Genomic DNA, 21,358 nt, shown 5'->3' with positions numbered 1-21,358 from the left:
ATGACGGAAGCAGCAGCCGAACGGCCGAGCTTGCGCGGTCGCTTCATCACCTTTGAGGGCGGCGAGGGGTCGGGCAAATCCACCCAGATCCGCAAGCTCGCCGAACGCCTCGATGCCGCCAAGCTGCGCGCGATCGTGACTCGCGAGCCCGGTGGCTCGCCGGGAGCGGAGATCATCCGCCATCTCGTCCTGTCGGGGATGGGCAAGCTGCTCGGGCCGGACGCCGAGACGCTGCTGTTTGCCGCCGCCCGCGACGATCATGTCCGCACTGTGATCCTGCCGGCGCTCAATCAGGGCATCTGGGTATTGTGCGATCGCTTCTTCGATTCCACGCGCGCCTATCAGGGCCAGCTCGGGCAGGTGCTGCCCGGCCTCGTCAACGCCATGCAGCGCGTCACCATCGGCGATCTCAAGCCTGACCTGACCTTCATCCTCGACGTGCCGGTCGAGGTCGGGCTGCAACGCGCCGCCGCGCGCCGCGGCGATGCGACGGCCGATCGCTTCGAGGCCGAGGGAATCAAGTTCCATCAGGATTTGCGCGAGGCGTACCAAAGGATCGCGGCTGAAGACCCGCAGCGCTGCGTTCTGATCGATGCCACGGCCGACCCTGATACGGTCGCGGCCAGGATATGGGCCGCGCTGCGCGAACATTTGCGCGCGACGTTCACGGCGGACAGTCCCGCATGAGCGCGCGCAAGGTCGAACAGGAGATTGCGGCGCGGCATCCGCGCGAAACGCCCGATCTGTTCGGGCATCGCGAGGCGGAGACCGCCTTGCTCGATGCCTATCGCAGCGGACGAATTCCGCATGCCTGGCTGATCGGCGGCGCGCAAGGCATCGGCAAGGCGACGCTGGCCTATCGCATGGCGCGGTTCGTGCTTGCATTCCGCAATCCGAAGTCATCCCAGGTTCAGGCGGCGCCGACGTTGCGGGTCGATCCCGCCGATCCGGTGGCGCGCCAGATCACCGCCGGTGCGCATGGCGGGCTGCTGGTGCTGGAGCGGGGCCTCAATGACCGCGGCGTGATGCGAACCGTGATCACGGTCGACGAGACACGGGAGACGATCCCATTCTTCGGCTCGACCGCCGCAGTCGATGGCTGGCGTGTCTGCATCGTCGACACCGTCGACGAGCTCAATCCCAACGCCGCGAACGCGCTGCTGAAGATCCTCGAGGAGCCGCCGCAGCAGTCGCTGTTCCTCCTGGTCAGCCACGCGCCGTCCCGGGTGCTGCCGACCATCCTGTCCCGCTGCCGCAAATTGCTGCTGCGGCCGCTGGAGACGGGCGACGTGGTGCGCGCGGCCTCGGCCGCAACCGACATGGCAGCCGACGATCCTGCGCTGGCTGAAGCCGCGGCAGCCTCCGAGGGCAGCGTCGGGCGGGCGCGGGCGCTGCTCGGCGGCGACGCGCTCAAGCTGCAGCAGCGCACGGCTGCGCTGCTCGCGACGCTGCCGAGCGTCGATCCGCGCGAGCTGCATGCGCTTGGCGATGCACTCGGTACCAGCGACCGCGTCGCGCTCGCCGCTTTCATCGACAGCATCGATCGCTGGATGAGCGAGCGTATGCGCAGTGGCGATGTCAATGCCAATCTGCCGCGCCTTGCACGGCTGGCGGAGGTATGGGAAAAGATCGTCCGCGCCGCACGCGATACCGAAGCCTACAATCTGGAGCGCAAGCCGCTGGTTTTCTCGGTGTTTTCGATGCTCGCGGAAGCGACCCGATAGGCGCCCCGTCTGAAGACACACCTGTCTGACAACACTCCCGAAAATCTCGTTCGATCTGCAAAGGATTCCGTGGTGGCGACCGCTAAGAAGAAATCGTCGAAGAAGGCCAAGAAGACGAAGAAGGCATCGCCAGTTCGTGGGTCGAAGAAGAAGGCCGCAGCGAAGTCGCGTGCCGCCAAGAAGGGTGGGCGCGTCACCAAGAAGGTGAAGAAGGCGGTCAAGGCCAAGACGGGAGCCAAGAAGCCGGCGACGAAGAAAGCCGCTAAAAGGACCGTCAAGAAGGCCGCGAAAAAGACAACCAAGAAGGCTGCCGCGAAGGCCACCAAGGCTCCGCCAAAAAAGGCAGCCGCGGCGGCCGTGGCACCGGCTGCAAACAAGCCAGTTCCTCCGAAGCCCCCGGCTGCCGAGAAGGCCCCGAAAGCGGCAACGGTTCGCGCGCCGAAGCAACCCAAACCGGCTGCGGCTCCGGCGCCTGCATCCGTCTCGGCGCCCGCCGCGGACCGCGGCAACGCTTTCTACATCACGACCGCGATCGCCTATCCGAACGGCCAGCCGCATATCGGCCACGCCTATGAGGCGATCGCGACTGACGCACTGGCACGCTTCCAGCGGCTCGACGGCAAGGATGTATTCTTCCTGACCGGCACCGACGAGCACGGACAGAAGATGATCCAGACCGCGCAGGGCGAGGGGATGACCCCGTACGATCTCGCGACCCGCAACGCCGCGCGCTTCAAGGAAATGGACGAGCGGCTCAATGTCTCGTTCGACCGTTTCATCCGCACATCTGAACCTGCTCACCACAAGTCGGTGCAGGAAATCTGGCGCCGCATGCAGGACAATGGCGACATCTATATCGACGCCTATGCCGGCTGGTATTCGGTGCGCGACGAGGCCTATTACGCCGAGGATGAGACCACTGTCGGTGAGGACAACGTCCGCCGCGGCCCGCAGGGCACGCCGGTCGAATGGGTCGAGGAGAAGAGCTACTTCTTCAAGCTCTCGGCCTACCAGGACAAGCTCTTGCACCTTTATGAGAGCCAGCCCGATTTCATCGGCCCGGATTCCCGTCGTAACGAAGTGATGAGCTTCGTGCGGGGCGGGCTGAAGGACCTCTCGATCTCGCGCACCACCTTCGACTGGGGCGTCAAGGTCCCCAACGATCCCGAGCACGTCATGTACGTCTGGGTCGACGCGCTGACCAACTACATCACCGGCGTCGGCTACCCCGACGAGAGCGACAAGCGCTGGCGCTACTGGCCGGCCGACGTGCACATCATCGGCAAGGACATCATCCGCTTCCACGCGGTGTACTGGCCGGCCTTCCTGATGTCGGCCGGCATCCCGTTGCAGAAGCGGGTCTATGCGCACGGCTTCCTGTTCAACAGGGGCGAGAAGATGTCGAAGTCGGTCGGCAACGTGGTCGATCCCTTCAATCTGGCAAACCAGTACGGCGTCGACCAGGTGCGCTACTTCTTCCTGCGTGAGGTGCCGTTCGGCCAGGACGGCAACTACAACCACGAGGCCATCGTCGCGCGCATCAATGCCGACCTCGCTAACGATTTCGGCAATCTGGCGCAGCGCTCGTTGTCGATGATCGCAAAGCAGCTCGGCGGCGTGCTGCCGGAGCCCGGCGAGTTCAGCCACAACGACAAGGCGATGCTGGCGCAGGCCGACGCCATGCTGGAGACGTCGCGGACCGCGATGGCGACGCAGCAGATCCATCAATGGCTCAACACGGTCTGGGCCGTGGTCGCCGAGGCCAATCGCTACTTTGCCGGCGAGGCGCCGTGGGCGCTGGCGAAGACCGATCCTGCGCGCCAGAAGACGGTGCTCTATGTCACCGCCGAAGTCGTGCGGCAGATCGCGATCATGGCGCAGGCCGTGATGCCCGAATCCTGCGCCAAGATGCTCGACAGCCTCGGCATCCCCGCGGATGCGCGTAGCTTTGCCGCGATCGCCGAGCGGATCAGGCCGGGTACGGTTCTGCCGGCGCCGGTCGGCGTGTTCCCGCGCTACGTGGAACCGACGACCGAGTGAGCGGTTCGAAATTCATGCTGGTCGACAGTCACTGCCATCTCGATTTCCCTGACTTCGCCGACGATCTCGACGGGATCGTCGGACGCGCCGAGGCCGCCGGCATCGGCCGCATCGTCACGATCTCGACCCGGGTCAAGCGGCTCGGCGGCCTGCTTGCGATCACGGAGCGCTTTCCCGACGTCTACTGCTCGGTGGGCACCCATCCGCATCACGCCGATGAGGAAGACGGCATTCCGGCCAGCGACCTGATCGAGCTGACCAAGCATCCGAAGGTCGTCGCGCTCGGCGAGGCGGGGCTCGACTATTTCTATGAGCATGGTTCGCGCGAGGCGCAGGCGCGCGGCTTCCGCGCCCACATCGCCGCGGCGCGCGAAACCGGCCTGCCGCTCGTCATCCATACAAGGGAGGCCGACGAGGATTGCGGCCGTATCCTTGAGGAGGAGGTCGCGAAGGGCCCGTTCAAGGCCGTGCTGCACTGCTACACCGGTGGCAGCGAGCTCGCGATGAAGGCGATCGCGCTCGGGCTGTCGATCTCGTTCACGGGCATCCTGACCTTCAAGAAGTCGGACACCCTGCGCGCGCTGGCGGCCGAGTTGCCGGCCGACCGCATCATGGTCGAGACCGACGCGCCGTATCTTGCGCCCGGAAAATTCCGCGGCAAGCGCAACGAGCCGTCCTATGTCGTCGAGGTCGCCAAGGTGCTCGCGGAAACCCGCGGCGTCTCGCTTGAGGAGATCTCGCGGCAGACCACCGAAAACTTCTTCCGGCTGTTCTCCAAGGTGCCGGCGCCGCCGAAGGTTGCCGCATGACGCTGACACTGACCATCCTGGGCTGCGGCTCATCCGCCGGCGTGCCGCGCCCGGCGCTCGGCTGGGGCGCCTGCGATCCGAACAATCCCAAGAATCGTCGCCGCCGCTGCTCGATCATGGCCGAACGCACCATGGAGCACGGCACCACGCGTGTCGTGATCGATACCTCGCCCGATCTGCGCGAGCAGCTGATCGACGGCAATGTCGAGCACATCGACGCGGTGTTCCTGACGCATGAGCATGCCGACCAGACCCACGGCATCGACGATTTGCGCTCGGTGGTGCTGCATCAGCGCCGCCGCATCCCGGTCTACTTCAACCAGTCGACCGCCAAGGACATCATGGCGCGGTTCTCCTATTGCTTCATCTCGCCGGAAGGCAGCGACTATCCGCCGATCCTGACGCGGCATTCGATCGAACACGGCGAGAGCCATACGGTGCAGGGGAAGGGCGGCCCGCTGAAGCTCGAGGCCTTCCTGGTGCAGCACGGCCGAATCCCGGCGCTCGGCTACCGCATTGGCGACGCCGCCTACACGCCCGATCTGCACGACATCCCTAAGGAGAGCTGGCCGGCGCTTGAGGGTCTCGACCTCTGGATCGTCGACGCCTTGCGCTATGCACCTCATCCGAGCCATTTCAGCTTGGCCGATGCCTTGTCATGGATCGAGCGCTTCAAGCCGAAGCAGGCCGTCCTCACCAACCTGCATTCCGACCTCGATTACGAGGTGCTGCGGCAGAGCCTGCCGGCGGGCGTGATCCCGGCCTATGACGGCATGCGCCTGACGCTCGATCGGGCGGGCTGAAAACCTCGACAATCCCAGGCTAGAGCATCGGTTCTGTTGAATCAGAACCGATGCTCTAGCTTCTTGTTTTGACGCGTTTTCTTCACGCGAACCGGCGTCCACTTTCGCTCGAAAACGCTCTAGCCGGACGTCGCGCGTTGACCAAGGTCACGCGCGCTTCCGCTCGAGTTGATCGCACGACCTCGCAGCCGGGTATTGACCTCTTGCGCATTTTCGATATCGTTATGATCATAACAATATCGGGAGGCTCCCATGCCGGAAGCTCTGGCTGTGCAGGACTACACCGACCGCACGCGCTATGACGCCCTGATGGACGTCGTGAGGAACCGCCTGACGACGCGAGCCTTCGATTCCAGCTACGTGATGCCGCCAGAGCATTACGACATGATCCTGGAGGCGGCGCGGCACGCGCCTTCGGGCGCCAATGCCCAGCCCTGGCACTTCATCGTGGTCACGGACCAGGACCTGAAGAACCAGATCACGGAGTATTTCCGCGAGGAGCAGGTGGCGCGCGCCCGGCTCAAGATGAAGTTTCCAACGCCTGACTATCGCGGCCTCGCGTCGGCTCCGGGCTTCATCGTGGTCGCCAGCGACTTCCGCTGGGTGAAGGCGTTTCCCGTGCTCAACGACGGCTCCGAGCTCGACATGATGTACAAGGAGAATGCCGAGCGCATCCTGCTGCAGAGCGTGGCGGCTGCGACGATGTCGGCACACCTCGCGGCAGCGGCGCTCGGCTATAACGTCTGGTGGGTGACCGCGATCGGGCAGGAGAAGGCCCAGCAGGCGATGAAGCCGCTGCTCGGCATCCCCGAAGAATTGTCCGTGCTCGACATCATGTGCTTCGGCCCGCCGGCCAAGCCGCCCTACAAGCGCTGGAAGAAGAGCCTCGCGGACATCAGCAACCGGAACCGGTTCGATGCTTCCCATTTCATGACCGAAGCTGAGATCGACGAATGGGTTTCAACCACGCGTCACAAGGTGATGTACCGGGATGCAGCGAACGTCGACTAAAGCAGCGGCGCCGGTCCGCCGCCTCGCGTCGGACTACAGGCTCGAGGATCAGGTCGGCTTCCTGCTGCGCCGGGCCTATCAGCGCGCCTCGTCCAACCTTGTCGAGCGGATCGGGTCCTACGACCTGACGGCACCGCAATATGCGACGCTGGCCCGGCTTTACGAGCGCGGGGCGCTGTCGCAGAACCTGCTCGGCCGGCTCGTCGCGATGGAGCCGGCGAATATCCGCGACGTCGTGCTGCGGCTGAAGAAGCGCCGCCTCGTCGCAACGCGGCGCGACCCGACCGACAAGCGGCTGATCCTGATCGATCTGACCGTGGCTGGCGTCGCGCTGGTCGAGCAGTTGATTCCGATCGAGCTCGAGTGCACCGCGATGACGTTGGCGCCGCTGAAAGCGGGCCAGAAGGCTTTGCTGTACGAACTGCTCGGCCGTCTCACCGAGGATTGAGCGCGGCCGCTCAGGCCGAGATCGCCTTCGCGGAGCCGACCGCGTTGCGCAGCAGGAATTTCTGGATCTTGCCGGTCGAGGTCTTCGGGATCACGCCGAACACGACTGACTTCGGCGTCTTGAAGCCCGACATGTGCTCGCGGCAATAGGCGATGATCTCGGCCTCGGTCGCCTTGGCGCCGTCCTTCAGCTCGATGAAGGCGCAGGGCACTTCGCCCCATTTCGGGTCGGGCTTGGCGACAACGGCCGCGAACAGCACGGCCGGGTGCTTGTAGAGGACGTCCTCGACCTCGACCGAGGAGACGTTCTCGCCGCCGGAGATGATGATGTCCTTGGAGCGATCCTTGATGATGACGTAGCCGTGCTCGTCGAGCACGCCGAGATCGCCGGTGTGAAACCAGCCGCCGGCGAAGGCTTCCTGCGTCGCCTTCTCGTTCTTCAGGTAGCCCTTCATCACGATGTTGCCGCGGAACATGACTTCGCCGATGGTCTCGCCGTCGCGCGGCACCTCGCGCATGGTCTCGGGATCGAGCACCGTGACGCCTTCCTGCAGCGGATAGGACACGCCCTGGCGCCGCTTCAGCTGCGCGCGCGCATCAGCCGACAATTCGTCCCAGCCCGGCTGCTCGGCGCAGACGGAGGCGGGGCCATAGACTTCGGTGAGACCGTAAACATGAGTGAGCTTGATGCCGATGCGCTCGGCGCCTTCGAGCACTGCAACCGGCGGCGCCGCGCCCGCGATCAGGCCGACGACCGGCTTAGCCTTGCCGCCCGTGGGCGCACCCGGCGCGTTGATCAGCGTGTTGTAGACGATCGGCGCACCGCACATGTGGGTGACGCCGTGCTCCGGGATCAGTTCGAAGATCTTAGCCGGATCGACCTTGCGCAGGCAGACATTGACGCCGGCGGTCGCCGCGATCGTCCAGGGGAAGCACCAGCCGTTGCAGTGGAACATCGGCAGCGTCCAGAGATAGACCGGATGCTGGCCGAGATTGCCGGCAAGGATATTGCTGACGGCGTTGAGATAGGCCCCGCGGTAATGGGTGACGACGCCCTTCGGATTGCCCGTCGTGCCCGACGTATAGCTCAGCGCGATCGCATCCCATTCGTCGGCCGGCGGCCGCTCCACGAACGCGGGATCGCCTGAGGCGACCGCCGCCTCATACTCGATCTCGCCGATCCGCTTGCCGCCGGGGAACGCGGCGTCATCAACGTCGATCACGAACGGCTTCGGGCCCTTCATCAGGGTCAAGGCTTCCGCGATCACGCCGGAGAATTCGGGATCGACCAGGATGATCTTTGCGCTGCCATGGTCGAGCTGGAACGCGATCGACGCCGCGTCGAGGCGGATGTTGAGCGCGTTCAGCACCGCGCCGGTCATCGGCACCGCGAAATGCAGCTCGTTCATCGCCGGGATGTTCGGCAGCATCGCCGCAACCGTGTCGCCATGGCCGATGCCGTGGCCCGCGAGATAGGATGCAAAGCGCTTGCAGCGCTCGTAGGTCTCTTTCCAGGTGAAGCTGCGGCCCTCATAGACCGCGCTGACATGGTCGGGATAGACCGCGGCCGAGCGCGCCAGGAAGCTCAGCGGCGTCAGCGGCACGTAGTTGGCAGGCGTCTTGTCCAACCCGATCGTGTACTGGTTTTGAGCTGCACTCATGGCTCTATCCCGTCCGCAAGGTGCTTAGAGGAAACCGATCGATATCCAGGGGAAGACGGCGACGATGATCAGGCCGATCAACAGCGCCAGCATGTAGCCCCAGATCGGCCGGATACCCTCGGCCGGATCGACGCGCCCGATGGCGCAGGCGGCATAATAGCCGACGCCGAACGGCGGCGCGAACAATCCGATGCCCATCGCCAGGATGATGACCATGGCGTAGTGCACCTCGTGGACGCCGACCTGGCGCGCGATCGGAAACAGCAGCGGTCCGAACAGCACGATCGCCGGAATACCCTCAAGCACGCTGCCGAGGATCACGAAGGCCAGGATCGAGACCGCGATGAAGGTCGCCGAACCGCCGGGCAGCCCGGCCATCGACGCCGCCAGCGCCCGCGAGAAGCCGGACTGGGTCAGGCCCCAGGCCATGCCGGTCGCGGTGCCGATGATGAAGAGGATCGCGCCCGACAGGCAGGCCGTGTCGATCAGCATCGGCAACAGCCGCCGCCAGTTGAACTTGCGGTAGATCAGAAGGCCGATGGCGAAGGCGTAGACGATGCCGATGGTCGAGACTTCGGTCGCGGTCGCGATGCCTTCGACCACGGCGTAACGGATCACGAAGGGCAGGGCCAATGCAGGCAGGGCGAACACCAGCGCCTTGCCGATCTCGCTGCCGGTGGCGCGCTGGACGTGGCTGAGGTCCTCGCCGCGGTAGCGCCACCACACAAGCCCGGACAGCGTGATTGCCAGCACCACGCCCGGCAGCAGGCCGCCGGTGAACAGCGCCGAGATCGAGACGCCGGTGACCGAGCCGATCGTGATCAGCACCAGGCTCGGCGGAATGGTTTCGGTCTGCGCGCCGGTGGCCGCGAGCAGGGCGACCAGATCGCCCGGCTTGGCGCCGCGCTCCTTCATTTCCGGGAACAGCACGGGTGCGACGGCTGCCATGTCGGCGGCCTTCGATCCGGAGATGCCCGAGACCAGGTACATCGCGCCGACCAGCACGTAATGCAGGCCGCCGCGGACATGGCCGAGCAGGCTCGCCAGGAACGCCACCATCGCGCGCGCCATGCCGGTCATCTCGATCAGGAGGCCGAGGAAGACGAACAGCGGCACCGACAGCAGGATCAGGTGGCTCATGCCCTCGTCCATCCGGCCGACCAGTACCATCAGCGGCGTCCGCGTGGTCAGCGCCAGATAGCCGAAGATCGCCATGCCGAAGGCAAAGCCGATCGGCACGCCGGCGAACACGCAGAAGCCGACCACGCCGACGAAGAAGATGATCAGGTTGAGGTTGCCGAGCGGCCGCAGCATCGGCTGCGCCAGCCAGAACACCCCGATCAACGCCGCCACAGTGAGCGCGGCCAGCAGAAAGGTCTTGAACTCGCCGACCCGCGCCAGCCGCAGCAGCGCGAACAGCGCCATCAGGCAGGTGCCGACCGGCAGCGCTGCGGCGCGCCAGGTGTTGGAGATCTGCAGCGCCGGCGTCGTGATGAAGCTTTCCTCGTAGGCGTATTCATAGGCCGGCCGCACGATCAGGATCAGGAAGGCAAGCGCGGCGCAGGTCGCGACCACGTCCAGATAGGCCCACAGCCGCGGTCCGGCGCTCGCGACCAGCGCCGTCATCCGCATGTGCTCGCCGCGGCGGAACGCCACCGCCGAGCCCAGCATGGCAAGCCACAGGAACAGGATCGACGCCAGCTCGTCCGACCAGATCAGCGGCGCATGGAGCACGTAGCGCGCCACCACGCCCGCGAACAGGATGACGACCTCGGCGACCACAAGGATCGCCGCCGGGACTTCGACCAGAAACCCGAGGGCGGCCTCGATGGAACCGAGAACGGAGCGGCGGCGAGGGGGCTCCGACGCCGCCTCGCCGCCCACGGCCGGCGTCATCTCGACATGAGCCATGGCAAGCCTCCCGCTTGATCGCTCAGGACAGTTTGCCGACCGACTTCTCGAGCAGGTCCCAGGCCTTGTCGCCGTACTTGCCCTTCCACTCGGCGTAGAAGCCGGCGGCGCGCAGCTTGTCGCGGAACGGCCCGACCTCGGGCTGGTTGAACACGAGCCCCTTGCCCGCGAGCTCCTGCTTCACGGTGGCGTTGAGCTTCTCGGTGTCCTCGCGCTCCTTGACCGCCGCCGCATTGACGTTCTTGGCGACGATGCTCTTGATATCGTCAGGCAGCGCCGCCCAGGCGCGACGGTTCATCAGGAACCAGAAGCCGTCCCACATGTGGTTGGTCAGCGAGCAATACTTCTGCACCTCGTACAGCTTCGCCGCCGAGATCAGCGCCAACGGGTTCTCCTGACCCTCGACGATCTTGGTCTGCAACGCCGAATAGACCTCGCTGAAATTGATCGAGGCGGGCGACGCATCGAACGCCTTGAACATCGAGGTCCACAGCGGCGACACCGGCACGCGGATTTTGAAGCCCTTGAGATCATCAGGACCGTTGATCGCCTTGGTCGACGACGTGGTTTGGCGAAAGCCGTTGTCCCAGATCTTGTCCATGACCTCGAGGCCGGCCTTGTTGATCTCGCCGCGCACATAGGCGCCGAGGTCGCCGTCCATCGCCTTCCAGACCGTGGGATAGTCCGGGAACGCGAAGCCGATGCCGTTGATCGAGGCCGCCGGCACCAGGGTTGCCAGGATCAGGCCGGACAGCGTGAAGAACTCGACGCCGCCGGAGCGCACCTGGCTCAGCATGTCGGTATCGGAACCGAGCTGGCTGTTCGGGAACACCTGCAGGTCGAACCGGCCGTTGGTCTCGGTCTTGATCGCCGCGGCCATCTCCCGGGCGCGCGCCACGAACGGATGCGACTCCGGCAGGTTGTTGGCGAACTTGTAAGAGAACTCGGCCGACTGGGCGCGCGCGACATGGGGCGCGCCAATCCCGCCCAGGACGGCGGAAGCGGCGGAGACCTTCAGCAGCGTGCGTCGTGAAAAGCTCATTGGTTTCTCCCAAGAGAGGCTTGTTGTTGTTCTGAGATGCCATCCTATACGCGAACCTGATGCCGCGGGGTCACCAGCGATCTCTGCACAGCTGGGGCTTATTGCAGCGTCCGTACGCCGCGGCAATATCGGCTTTCAGACGAGACGCGCGGACGTCGATCGCCGCGGCCTGGGAGCAAGCCCAACGGATCGTCGGATGGGCCTCGGGACGGCGCTAACTTGCGGACTGGTGCGAAGATTTCCCACTAAATATCTGATCTAATTGTAGATATAAATATTCCATAATATACCTTATGCGAATTACGGATATGGGCGTTTGCACCGAGGCTGAAGCCGAACAGCGCCTGACCATGGCATTGGCCGTTTGACGAAGAGCCGCGGCCGGACGCCCTCCGCGACCTCTCCCGATCGCCTCACTGCCACACGAGGTTCACGACGTCGACGCGATCACCTCGAGCATCACCTCCGTCGCGCCGCCGGCAATCGGCAGGATGCGCGCGTCACGCGCGATGCGCTCGATCGGGCTCTCGCGCATGACGCCCATAGCGCCGTGGAACTGCACGCAGGCATACGCGACCTCGTTGACGAGTTCGGCGCAGATGGCCTTCAGCATCGAGATCTCGCGCAGGCAATCGTCGTCGGCCGCCATACGCCAGGCGGTGGCATAGAGAAACGCGCGGTTTGCCTCCACCTTCGCGGAGAGTATCGCCAGACGTTGGCGGATCGCCTGCATGTCCCACAGGACGCCGCCGAAGGCGCGGCGGGTCTTCACATAGGTGAGGGTCATGTCGATCGCCGCCTCGGCCATCCCGATCGCCATGGCGGAGAGGACCAGGCGCTCGTTCTGGAAGTTGCGCATGATGGAATAGAAGCCCTGCCCCTCCGCGCCGAGCACGTTCTCGGCGGGGATCCGGCAACCGTCGAAGACGAGTTCCGCGGTATCGGAGGAGCGCCAGCCCTGCTTGTCCAGCACGCGTCCGACGCTGAAGCCCGGCGTGCCTTTCTCGACCAGGAACATCGTGATCCCGTTGCCTCCTGCCGCGGGATTGGTCTTGGCGGCGACGCAGTAGAGATCGGCGTGGACGCCGTTCGTGATGTAGAGTTTGGTGCCGTTGAGGACGTAGGAGTCACCCTCCCGCACCGCGCGCGTGCGGATGGCCTTCACGTCCGAGCCGGCATCCGGCTCCGTGATAGCGACCGCGGTGATCACCTCGCCGCTGACAATGCCCGGCATCCAGCGGATCCGCTGGGCTTTGGTCCCGTCGTGAAAGACATATACCGACGCCATGTCGGCCTGGACCAGCATCGCGTCGGCAACGCCGCCATAGGTCGAGCGCCCGAGTTCCTCGGCGAAGACCGTTGACGCGACCGCGTCCATCTCGGCACCGCCATATTCGGCCGGGTAACGGATGCCGAAGAAGCCGAGTTCGCCCATGCGGCGCAGGACCGGACGGGGAATGAACCCCTCCTCTTCCCAGCGATCCGCACAAGGCTTGATCTCCTCCTCGACGAACCGGCGGACCTGATCCCGCAACAGCTCATACTCCGCCGCCATCCAAGGCAGTCCCGGTCCTTGCGGGGGCACCCAAGCTTTGTCCATCGTGTTCGTCCGCTCTGCTAGCAGCTAGAGTTCGATTTCCTCCCTCGGCCCTGCCGAGGGTGCAGCGGCTTCGGAATCGGCCACCCAGCGCATTCCGTCGATCACTTCCGCAAGCTCGGCCAGTGTCGGGCGCTCGAACAGGTTGCGCAGCTGCACGTCGACGCCGAAGGTCTTTCGCATGCGCGCCACCGTCCGGACCACCAGCAGCGACTCGCCGCCCAGATCGAAGAAGTTGTCGTGGCGTCCGATCGACCTGACCTTCAGGAGATCGCACCACAGCGCGGCCAGCGTCTTCTCGGTCTCTGTCGAGGGAGCGACGAATTCCTGCGCTGGCTGGATGTTTTCCGCCGTCGGCTCGGGAAGCGAGGCGCGGTCGACCTTGCCGTTGGGCGTAAGCGGCATCCGTTCGAGACGAACATAATGCGTCGGAATCATCGCCTCCAACAGCTCTTCGGCGAGGTGGGCGCGCAGATCCGCCACCGTCAGAGGTTTCGACGAGACATAGTAGGCCGCAAGTCGTGCGATGCCGCCTTCGGCCGCTGACGGTTCGATGACAGCGACGGCGCATTCCTGCACCTGCGGGTGCTTGAGAAGCCGCGCTTCGATCTCGCCCAGCTCGATACGCGCGCCGCCGACCTTCACCTGATGATCGGCGCGGCCGAGAAATTCCAGTCGCCCTTCCGGGCTCCAGCGGGCGAGATCGCCCGTCTTGTAGAGGCGCAGCTTCGAATATCCGTCTCGAGGATCGATGGCGGTACGGAAGCGCTCGTCGGTCAGGTCAGGGCGATTGAAATAACCTCTCGCGAGACCGTCGCCGGCAATGAACATCTCGCCGATGATGCCGGTGCCGGTGGGCTGATAGGTTTCGCTGAGGACGTAGATTCCCGCGTTGGCGGCCGGCACGCCGATCGGCACCGATGCGGATTGATCGCGCTCGATGTCGAAACGGTGAATCATGCAGCCCACCGTGGCTTCGGTTGGTCCGTACTCGTTGTAGATCTCGACCGGATGTGGGATGGCTTTCGTGATGTCGCGAGCCAACTCGGTCTTGAAGTCCTCGCCGCCCACGATGAACTTGCGAAGTCTTGTGGTCTCGAGATCGCGGTCGCGGATCATCGCGAGATGCGCCGGCGTCAGCTTCATGATGTCGACCGCATTGTCGTCGACCACCTTGAGCGCGACCATGTTCTGCACGCCGGGATCGCCAAGATAGACCACGATGCGGCCACCGGTGATGAGTGGCGTGAAGAGCGTTGTGACGGTCAGGTCGAAAGCGAGCGATGAGAACAGAGGCCAGGCGAGGCGTTCGCCGGCGCTGTACACCTGATCACCCCACCAGATGTAGTTCACCAGGCTGCGGTGCGCGATCTCGACGCCCTTGGGGGTGCCGGTCGAGCCGGAGGTGAAGATGATATAGGCGGTACCGTCCGGCGTGGCAGCGGACGGCCGGGCTGAGTCCGGCTGATTCAAAATCGAACCGAAATCGGCGTCGAGCACAAAAATATCGGCGAGATCGGGGGAAATGACGGATTGCAGGCGCGCTTGCGTGATTGCCACCGGCGCCCGCCCGTCGGTGCCGTTGGAGATGTCCTTCAGGATTGTTGCGATGCGCCCCTTCGGCGTCGCCGCATCCACCGGCACATAGGCTGCGCCGGACTTCAGCACGCCCAGGATCGCGACAACGACCTCAATGGAGTGTTCCATGAACACAACGGCAATCCGGCCCGGCCCCACGCCGGTCGAGCTCAAATGCGCGGCAATCTGATTGGAGCGTTGGTCGAGCTGCCGGTAGGTCAGCGCTACATCGCCGAAGCGGATCGCTTCAGCGTCAGGGCTGCGCGTCACCTGGTCCCGAAAGAGATCGATGATCGTCCGGTCTGACGGGTAGTGCGCCGCCGTGGCGTTGTACTCGACAACCAGCGCCTGATGATCGGCATCCTTCGGCAGGGGAAGCGCTACGCCCTCCTCCACAATGGGCAGGACTTCATTCATGACTACGCTCCAATCGGGCAAATCAAATAATCAAATCACACGTCAATCGTTCAAATCTTGGCCTGGCGATAAAGCTCTGCGATGGCTGGCGCTTCAGGGTCCTCGAGCATGGAGGCTGCGTGACAGCCCTCGGGCCCAAAATAAAATTCGGCATGAGGCACCACGCGAAGCCATCGGCGCGGTCCTGCGCCCGATCGCAGCCAGGCCTTGTTCGGAAGGAATATGCAGACCCGACCCGAATACGGAGTGGGATCGTACCGCTGAAAAGCCGCGAGCGCCGTCGATTTGAGCCGAGCTCTGCTCGCCAGCACCGGATCTGTCGCGACCGGTTGTTTGCTTCCGAGGGCGCGGAAACGCTCGCGAACGCGGCTGCCGAAATATCGCAGACGAGCGCTCAATGTCGGCAGCTTTGCCATCTCTCGCAGCAACGCTTCGGCTGTTTCCCTGGCTGAGAAATACAGCCAACGCGGCAGTTCCTGATAGGTGGTGGGATGAAGCGGGCCAAACAGCGCAATGCATGGCACCTCTGCGCCGCGGCGTCCTAGGATCTTCGCCAGTTCGAAAGCCGTTGGAGCGCCGGAGCAATAACCGGCGATGATGTACGGACCGGTCGGCTGATATTCGACCATCTGGCGGGCGAAGTCCTCGGCGATATCTTCGACGCGGTCCATCGGCTCGCTCTGCCCATCGTAGCCGGTCGGTTGGAGTGCGTAGAATGGTTGATCGCCGCCCAGGTGCTTCGACAGGTCCGAGAATGTGAAGGGGGCGCCGACATGCCCGGGCACGGCGTAGATCGGCGTGCGTGTTCCGCGCGACTGCAGCGGAATGATTGCAGGCTGCTGCGTGGCCGCTGCCGTGGCCATGTTCAGGAACGCGATGATCTCGCCCTTCCGGTCCTGCAGCTGCCCGCGAAGCTCCGCCGTCAGTGCGCCAGCCGGGGCGTTGCAGCGCAGCCGGTCGCCTTCCACCCAGACCTTGATGTCCTTGACCGCCAGGTCTGCGAGAAGCTCCGAAAACTGCATCAAGTGCGCTGACATAGGGCCGTCCTGAATGAACTCCCGTGCAGTCCAATGGACTTCGCTGAGACACTTCGTTTAGTGCGTCGTGACATCGCGCGAACGCCAGTTCCGGATGACCACGCTCCCGATATACCCCCTTCGAGGTACGAATCTTCGAACAAGCCAATCCTTTTCATCCCAGGAAATGGGCTGTCCCAGGCCGCACCCCAACGCCTTGGAGACAGCTTCCAGCCGGGTCCAACGCCGGAAGAAACCTTCCAGGCGGTCTTCCGGACCAAGGGCGATGTAGGACCCATAATCGGCGGCGGAAAAGCAGAGCGCTGCGATCTCGTCCGCTTCGGGCACTGGAAGCACTGCCTCGACGTCCACCCCGACCTCTTGTGTGGTCGAGAGGGCGATGACCCCCACATCTCCGGAACGCGACGTGCTGAAGCGCAAATCGAAGGCGGGCATGCGGTGCGAGAGCTGAGGTTTGCCCAGTGGTCCATATTCGAACTCGACGTCGGACGGCGAGAGTCCCAGTCTGGAAGCGAGGACCCGGCGCAGCTGGCCGCGGGCCACAACAAAGCGGCGGCGGTCCCGCTCCAGCCTCAACCCCGCGGCGCGCCGACGCTCCTCGTCGTTGAGGCAAACGCCTGTCGCGCGAACGACATCCGGCTCCGCATCGAGCGCGAAGGCCAGAACCTCCAGGCCATCACTCACGAGAACCGGCATGATGATCCCGGCTCGCAGCTCGACAGCCTTGTCCAAATAGCGCGGAGTCCGCACTGCTGGCTCCCTGCCCGCGCCGGAAGCTTGGCCAAAGTCGAGCTCAGGGCAGCAGTCAGACGTCATACCTGCATTCCGATCGCAGAAGCGCTCATGCGCACAAGTCTATCGCATCCGACGAACAGCAGCGCCGTTCGCGCGGATTTCCTCGATTAAGCAATCGCATAGGCGCGAAAGCAAGGAGCGCCGGTGGCTATTCGGATGTATGGTTGGGCTACCCCTCACGGCCATATTGCATTCAGCAGCTCGGCCAATCTCGCTCCGCCCCTGGCGAGTTGCCGGCGCTTGATCGCGTCGGCGGCCTGCAGATAGGCCATGTGGCTGTCGAAATTGACGATCCATTTGGACTGCACCGGCGGCGACGTCGGGCCGAAGCTCAGGCCCTTGAACGCGTGATGCGCGACCAGCAGCGTGTCGGTCGCCCAGGCCGCCGGCCAACCGTCCGGCGTACCCGGGCTCGCCGGGGCCGCCTTCGCCGCGTCGATCAGTTCACCCGTCGCGGCATCGCCGAGGTCGGTCGGGATGTCGTCCCATTCATGGTGCAGGTTGATGGTCTGGAACGGGACCGCGACGCCATCCTGGATCGCATTGCCGCCGATCGTATCGGTCCCGGGATCGACCTGGTGACTAACGTCCGGGTCGACCGGCTGGCCGTTGGGATCGAGATAGACCGAGCCGACATGCAGCGGCTGGTGCAGGTCGCCGATCAGATGCGCGAGCAGCAGCAGCGCCTCCTTCTTGTCCTTGATCGAGAACGGGAACGGCGGCGGGATCGGCTTGTCCTGAAGTACTGCGATGGCGGCGCTGATCGCCGCGACCAGATCGTGCGGATTGGTCCCCTGCAAGCTGCGGTCGAAGGCGCTGCGCTGGATCGCGACATCGACGAAATGGAAGGTGTTGTGACAACCGCGCTCGAAGCCGTCGGGCTTGTAGGAACAGGTCGACCAGTTGCGGGCGACATAATCCACCATGCGCGCCCTCTCCCGCGCCGAGTTGAACGGCGTGCAGGGCACCTCGTAGTCGAGATGTTCGGGGTCGACCTCGTAATGAAACCGGCCGTCGTCGTGCCGGGCGACGCTCTTCACGCAATCCAGCCAGGGTCCGGACTTGCGCAGGTCGATGCCATGCGTATCGCCCTCGTTGAGGAGTTGCTGGACCTTCGCCTTCGCGGCGGGCTTGAGCAATTGGTCGGCGATCGCACCGACGACGCGATGGCCCTCATAGCCCCAGGCCGACGCCGCGGTCGGATAAAGCGCAATGGCGCCAAGCCAGCCCAACAAGGCGCCCAGGAACCAGCCCGACGCAACGATCGTTCTCGACATCGCGCGACCTCGCAATTGTGCCAAACTTCCTGTGGTTGTCCGATACTGGCGCAACAATCGTACGACAATGCGCGTCAGCGTCCCCTGAAGCGGGGCGTCCGCCGTCCAAGGAACGCCGCGACGCCCTCCTTGTGATCTTCGGTCAGGCTCGCCAGCGCGAACTGGTCGAGATCCATGTGGCTGGCGAGATCGTCGAGCGCATGCGCCAGCCGGTTGACCGTCAGCTTGGTCATCGCCACCGAAATCGGCGGCTGGGCGGCGACCTTGGCCGCGAGCGCCATCGCAGCGTCATAGGATTTGCCGGGATCGGTCACCTGCTCCACCAGGCCCCATTCATAGGCCTGGTCGGCCGAGATGCGGTCGTCGGCCAGGATCACCGCCTGCTTGGTGCGCGCCGGGCCCATCAGATGCAGCATGCGCGGCACGCTCTGCCAGCTCATGTTCATGCCGAGCGCAATCTCCGGCACGCGCAGATGCGCATCGCGCTCCATGACGCGGAAATCCAGCGCGACCGCGAGCGCCACGCCGCCGCCGACGCAGAAGCCCTCGATCGCGCCGATCGTGACCTGCTCCATGTCCTGCCAGGCGCGCGTCAGCCTCGGCCCGAGCTTGAGGTGACGGCGCAGCGTGCCCATGTCCATGGTCTGGCGCGAACGTCCCTCGGCGTCTTTCAGGTCGAAGCCGGCGCTGAACGATTTGGCGCCGCCGGTCAGCACGACCACCGAGGTTCCGCCATCGTCCTCGAAACTGCGTGCGGCATCGGTCAGCTGCCGCAGCGCTTCCGGAGACAGCGCGTTGATACCGTCGCCGCGGTCGAACCGCACCACAGCGATGCGGCCCTCCGGTCCGAGGCCCTTCTCGATCGTTACATAGTCAACCACGCATACCTCCCTGCTCGCATTGTTGTGTACTGCTTGCCTCGACATAGCACGGCCGTTTCGCCTATTCTGTGGGCATGAGCGAACATGATCACCACCACCACCACGATCACGACCATTCCGACCTGTCGGAGACCGAACTGCGCGTCCGCGCGCTGGAATCGATCCTGACCGAGAAGGGCTATGTCGAGCCCGCCGCGCTCGATGCCATTGTGCAGGCCTATGAGACGAGGATTGGCCCGCATAACGGCGCCCGGGTCGTCGCCAAGGCCTGGACCGATCCCGCCTTCAAGAAGGCGCTGCTCGAGGACGCCACCAAGGCGGTCGGCACCCTCGGCCATGTCAGCCGGGTCGGCGACCATCTGGTCGCGATCGAGAACACGCCTGGCCGTCACAACATGGTCGTCTGCACGCTCTGCTCCTGTTACCCTTGGGAAATGCTCGGGCTGCCGCCGGTCTGGTACAAGGCCTCGCCGTATCGTTCTCGCGCGGTCAAGGATCCGCGCGGCGTGCTCGCCGATTTCGGCGTCAGCCTGCCGAAGGACATCGAGATCCGGGTGTGGGATTCGACCGCGGAGACGCGCTTCCTGGTGCTGCCGATGCGGCCCGACGGCACCGAGGGCTGGAGCGAACAACAGCTCGCCGAACTCGTGACGAGGGATTCCATGATCGGCACGGGATTCCCGAAAACGCCGGGAGCCCCGTCGTGAACGGCGTCCACGACATGGGCGGCATGGACGGGTTCGGCAAGGTCGAGCCCGAGCCGAACGAGCCGATGTTCCATGAGGAATGGGAGTCGCGGGTACTCGCGATGGTCCGCGCGATGGGCGCCGCCGGCGCCTTCAACATCGACGCATCGCGGTTCTATCGCGAGACCCTGCCCCCCCAGGTCTATCTTTCGAGCTCCTATTACAGGAAATGGCTGCTCGGGCTCGAGGCCCTGCTGCTCGACAAGGGCTTCATCTCGCAGGACGACGTCGCCGCCGGACATTCCGTCGCGCCGGCGAAGCCGCTCAAGCACGGCAAGTTCTCGATGGCCGATGTCGAGCGCATCATGGTGCGCGGCAAGTTCGGCCGCGCGGCACCGGCAGCTGCGAAGTTCAAGGCCGGCGATCGGGTGCGGGCCAAGAACATCCATCCCGCCACCCACACGCGGCTGCCGCGCTATGTGCGCGGTCATGTCGGGGTGATCGAACGCGATCATGGCTGTCACGTGTTTCCCGATACGGTTGCGAACGATGCCGGCGAGCATCCGCAATGGCTGTACACCGTCGTGTTCGATGGACGCGAGCTGTGGGGAGCTGACTCCGATCCGACCCTCAAGGTGTCGATCGACGCGTTCGAGCCGTATCTGGAGGCGGTGTGATGGATGCGACCGCCGCAGCCCGCGCCACCAGCGCCGTATCCAGCATTCCCCGCGACCAGGACGGTCCGGTGTTCCGCGCGCCCTGGGAAGCCCAGGCGTTTGCGATGGCGTTGAGCCTGCATGACCGCGGCGTGTTCACATGGAGCGAATGGGCCGCGGCGCTCGCCGATCAGATCAAGCGGGCGCAGGCCGCCGGCGATCCCGACACCGGGGAGACCTATTACCAGCATTGGCTGGCGACGCTCGAACACCTCGTCGCCGCCAAGGGCGTCACGACACCAGAGACCCTGCACCGCTACCGCGACGCCTGGGACCGCGCCGCCGACCGCACCCCGCACGGCAAGCCGATCGCGCTGACGCCGGCGGATTTTGAGTAGCGGCGTACTCGCCTCGTTGTCATTTGCACGCTCAAACAGCTTGCTCGATGTCATCACCCGCGCATGCGGGTGATCCAGTATTCCAGAGACGTCGGTGCTTGAGCCGAGAGGCCGCGGCGTACTGAATCTCCCGGTCCAGCCGGGCGATGACAATGCGGGTGCCTCACACACGATCGTCGTCCTGGCCTAGTGCGCAATTGCGCACGGGAGCCAGGACCCATAGCCACCGCATTTGATGATGAACGGGATCGTGGCCCCAGCGTCGTGCGACAATCGAAATTCGGGGTAATGGGTCCTGGCTTTCGCCAGGACGACACCGAATATGTGGCGCTAGAGCATTTTCCGATCACGTTGCGTCGTAACCAGCCGCGACGAGATAATTTTGGCATTCCTCGGGTGAGAAGCGCTTGAGAGCGTTGGCGATTGCTTGCCAGAGATCGGGCATGGTGCGCGCTGCGGCGGCCCGCAACAGGGCTTTCAGTTTAGAGAAGGCCATTTCGATCGGGTTGAAGTCTGGACTGTAGGGCGGAAGATAGAGCAGGCTTGCTCCGACCGCCCGGATGGCCTCTCGAACGCCATGGACCTTGT

The 21,358-nt window shown here is 64.6% G+C and carries 20 protein-coding genes; 10 read left to right on the top strand and 10 right to left on the bottom strand.

Annotated elements, in window-relative coordinates; translation table 11 throughout:
• The 7 genes from tmk (at window position 1) to K359_RS52935 (ending at window position 6,835) form a co-directional block, all read left to right on the top strand.
• On the top strand, window positions 1-687 hold the full coding sequence (gene tmk, locus K359_RS0125200; RefSeq protein ID WP_029081814.1) for a dTMP kinase: 687 nt from the start codon (window positions 1-3) through the stop codon (window positions 685-687).
• Window positions 684-1,724: a DNA polymerase III subunit delta' gene (locus K359_RS0125195; protein WP_029081813.1), complete on the top strand. Its 1,041-nt coding sequence runs from the start codon at window positions 684-686 to the stop codon at window positions 1,722-1,724. The genes tmk and K359_RS0125195 overlap by 4 nt, the downstream gene beginning before the upstream one ends.
• Window positions 1,725-1,796: 72 nt before the next feature.
• On the top strand, window positions 1,797-3,764 hold the full coding sequence (metG, locus tag K359_RS0125190) for a methionine--tRNA ligase (protein WP_084518513.1): 1,968 nt from the start codon (window positions 1,797-1,799) through the stop codon (window positions 3,762-3,764).
• Window positions 3,765-3,778: 14 nt separating this feature from the next.
• Window positions 3,779-4,573: a TatD family hydrolase gene (locus tag K359_RS0125185; protein ID WP_029081811.1), complete on the top strand. Its 795-nt coding sequence runs from the start codon at window positions 3,779-3,781 to the stop codon at window positions 4,571-4,573.
• On the top strand, window positions 4,570-5,376 hold the full coding sequence (locus K359_RS0125180) for an MBL fold metallo-hydrolase (protein ID WP_029081810.1): 807 nt from the start codon (window positions 4,570-4,572) through the stop codon (window positions 5,374-5,376). The genes K359_RS0125185 and K359_RS0125180 overlap by 4 nt, the downstream gene beginning before the upstream one ends.
• Window positions 5,377-5,628: 252 nt before the next feature.
• Window positions 5,629-6,387: a nitroreductase family protein gene (locus K359_RS0125175; protein WP_029081809.1), complete on the top strand. Its 759-nt coding sequence runs from the start codon at window positions 5,629-5,631 to the stop codon at window positions 6,385-6,387.
• Window positions 6,368-6,835, top strand: coding sequence for a MarR family winged helix-turn-helix transcriptional regulator (locus K359_RS52935; RefSeq protein WP_051346380.1), 468 nt, complete (start codon window positions 6,368-6,370; stop codon window positions 6,833-6,835). The genes K359_RS0125175 and K359_RS52935 overlap by 20 nt, the downstream gene beginning before the upstream one ends.
• Window positions 6,836-6,845: 10 nt before the next feature.
• On the opposite strand, the gene K359_RS0125165 is transcribed toward K359_RS52935, so the two are convergent.
• From K359_RS0125165 to K359_RS0125125, 9 genes are all read right to left on the bottom strand, one after another.
• Window positions 6,846-8,495: an acyl-CoA synthetase gene (locus tag K359_RS0125165; RefSeq protein WP_029081808.1), complete on the bottom strand. Its 1,650-nt coding sequence runs from the start codon at window positions 8,493-8,495 to the stop codon at window positions 6,846-6,848.
• A 24-nt stretch (window positions 8,496-8,519) separates the two neighbouring features.
• The gene (locus K359_RS0125160; RefSeq protein ID WP_029081807.1) at window positions 8,520-10,406 is read right to left on the bottom strand and encodes a TRAP transporter large permease subunit; all 1,887 of its coding nucleotides are present in this window, start codon (window positions 10,404-10,406) and stop codon (window positions 8,520-8,522) included.
• Window positions 10,407-10,428: 22 nt separating this feature from the next.
• Window positions 10,429-11,448, bottom strand: coding sequence for a TRAP transporter substrate-binding protein (locus tag K359_RS0125155; RefSeq protein ID WP_029081806.1), 1,020 nt, complete (start codon window positions 11,446-11,448; stop codon window positions 10,429-10,431).
• A 430-nt stretch (window positions 11,449-11,878) separates the two neighbouring features.
• Complete coding sequence (locus K359_RS0125150; protein ID WP_051346378.1) at window positions 11,879-13,048, bottom strand: acyl-CoA dehydrogenase family protein; 1,170 nt, start codon at window positions 13,046-13,048, stop codon at window positions 11,879-11,881.
• Between the two features lie 24 nt (window positions 13,049-13,072).
• Window positions 13,073-15,040, bottom strand: coding sequence for an amino acid adenylation domain-containing protein (locus K359_RS0125145; RefSeq protein ID WP_035977049.1), 1,968 nt, complete (start codon window positions 15,038-15,040; stop codon window positions 13,073-13,075).
• Window positions 15,041-15,090: 50 nt separating this feature from the next.
• On the bottom strand, window positions 15,091-16,077 hold the full coding sequence (locus tag K359_RS0125140; protein WP_029081803.1) for a thioesterase domain-containing protein: 987 nt from the start codon (window positions 16,075-16,077) through the stop codon (window positions 15,091-15,093).
• Window positions 16,078-16,134: 57 nt separating this feature from the next.
• Window positions 16,135-16,809 (bottom strand): 4'-phosphopantetheinyl transferase superfamily protein, encoded by a 675-nt coding sequence (locus K359_RS52930; protein ID WP_245284712.1) that lies wholly within the window; start codon window positions 16,807-16,809, stop codon window positions 16,135-16,137.
• Between the two features lie 239 nt (window positions 16,810-17,048).
• The gene (locus K359_RS0125130; RefSeq protein ID WP_051346376.1) at window positions 17,049-18,149 is read right to left on the bottom strand and encodes a S1/P1 nuclease; all 1,101 of its coding nucleotides are present in this window, start codon (window positions 18,147-18,149) and stop codon (window positions 17,049-17,051) included.
• Window positions 18,150-18,223: 74 nt separating this feature from the next.
• Complete coding sequence (locus K359_RS0125125) at window positions 18,224-19,030, bottom strand: enoyl-CoA hydratase/isomerase family protein (protein WP_029081801.1); 807 nt, start codon at window positions 19,028-19,030, stop codon at window positions 18,224-18,226.
• A 74-nt stretch (window positions 19,031-19,104) separates the two neighbouring features.
• Between K359_RS0125125 and nthA the strand changes: the two genes are divergently transcribed.
• The 3 genes from nthA to K359_RS0125110 are packed head-to-tail and all read left to right on the top strand — an operon-like array spanning window position 19,105 to window position 20,770.
• Entirely contained in the window at window positions 19,105-19,737 is a 633-nt protein-coding gene (gene nthA / locus K359_RS0125120; protein WP_029081800.1) for a nitrile hydratase subunit alpha, read from the top strand.
• Window positions 19,734-20,393 carry a nitrile hydratase subunit beta gene (gene nthB, locus K359_RS0125115; RefSeq protein WP_029081799.1) on the top strand — a complete coding sequence of 220 codons (660 nt, stop codon included), beginning with the start codon at window positions 19,734-19,736 and terminating at the stop codon, window positions 20,391-20,393. The genes nthA and nthB overlap by 4 nt, the downstream gene beginning before the upstream one ends.
• A complete protein-coding gene (locus K359_RS0125110; RefSeq protein ID WP_029081798.1) occupies window positions 20,393-20,770 on the top strand; it encodes a nitrile hydratase accessory protein in 378 nt (125 codons plus the stop codon). The genes nthB and K359_RS0125110 overlap by 1 nt, the downstream gene beginning before the upstream one ends.
• A gap of 346 nt (window positions 20,771-21,116) precedes the next feature.
• Here the strand turns inward: K359_RS0125110 and K359_RS0125105 are convergent.
• Window positions 21,117-21,358: transposase (locus tag K359_RS0125105; protein ID WP_029081797.1), on the bottom strand; the 242-nt coding region annotated here is incomplete at its 5' end.

This window comes from Bradyrhizobium sp. th-b2, from assembly GCF_000426785.1.
Taxonomy (GTDB): domain Bacteria; phylum Pseudomonadota; class Alphaproteobacteria; order Rhizobiales; family Xanthobacteraceae; genus Bradyrhizobium; species Bradyrhizobium septentrionale.
The sequence above is the reverse complement of the archived record's forward strand: the minus strand, read 5'-3'. Positions and strand labels throughout refer to the sequence as shown.

Excerpts from the sequence above, each read along its gene's own strand:
- K359_RS0125180 (WP_029081810.1), top strand. The coding sequence starts at position 4,570 with ATGACGCTGACACTGACCATCCTGGGCTGCGGCTCATCCGCCGGCGTG.
- K359_RS0125185 (WP_029081811.1), top strand. The coding sequence starts at position 3,779 with ATGCTGGTCGACAGTCACTGCCATCTCGATTTCCCTGACTTCGCCGAC.
- K359_RS0125195 (WP_029081813.1), top strand. The coding sequence starts at position 684 with ATGAGCGCGCGCAAGGTCGAACAGGAGATTGCGGCGCGGCATCCGCGC.
- K359_RS0125155 (WP_029081806.1), bottom strand. The coding sequence starts at position 11,448 with ATGAGCTTTTCACGACGCACGCTGCTGAAGGTCTCCGCCGCTTCCGCC.
- K359_RS0125110 (WP_029081798.1), top strand. The coding sequence starts at position 20,393 with ATGGATGCGACCGCCGCAGCCCGCGCCACCAGCGCCGTATCCAGCATT.
- K359_RS0125145 (WP_035977049.1), bottom strand. The coding sequence starts at position 15,040 with ATGAATGAAGTCCTGCCCATTGTGGAGGAGGGCGTAGCGCTTCCCCTG.
- tmk (WP_029081814.1), top strand. The coding sequence starts at position 1 with ATGACGGAAGCAGCAGCCGAACGGCCGAGCTTGCGCGGTCGCTTCATC.
- nthA (WP_029081800.1), top strand. The coding sequence starts at position 19,105 with ATGAGCGAACATGATCACCACCACCACCACGATCACGACCATTCCGAC.
- K359_RS0125175 (WP_029081809.1), top strand. The coding sequence starts at position 5,629 with ATGCCGGAAGCTCTGGCTGTGCAGGACTACACCGACCGCACGCGCTAT.
- K359_RS0125160 (WP_029081807.1), bottom strand. The coding sequence starts at position 10,406 with ATGGCTCATGTCGAGATGACGCCGGCCGTGGGCGGCGAGGCGGCGTCG.
- K359_RS0125150 (WP_051346378.1), bottom strand. The coding sequence starts at position 13,048 with ATGGACAAAGCTTGGGTGCCCCCGCAAGGACCGGGACTGCCTTGGATG.
- K359_RS0125130 (WP_051346376.1), bottom strand. The coding sequence starts at position 18,149 with ATGTCGAGAACGATCGTTGCGTCGGGCTGGTTCCTGGGCGCCTTGTTG.
- K359_RS0125140 (WP_029081803.1), bottom strand. The coding sequence starts at position 16,077 with ATGTCAGCGCACTTGATGCAGTTTTCGGAGCTTCTCGCAGACCTGGCG.
- K359_RS0125165 (WP_029081808.1), bottom strand. The coding sequence starts at position 8,495 with ATGAGTGCAGCTCAAAACCAGTACACGATCGGGTTGGACAAGACGCCT.
- K359_RS52935 (WP_051346380.1), top strand. The coding sequence starts at position 6,368 with ATGCAGCGAACGTCGACTAAAGCAGCGGCGCCGGTCCGCCGCCTCGCG.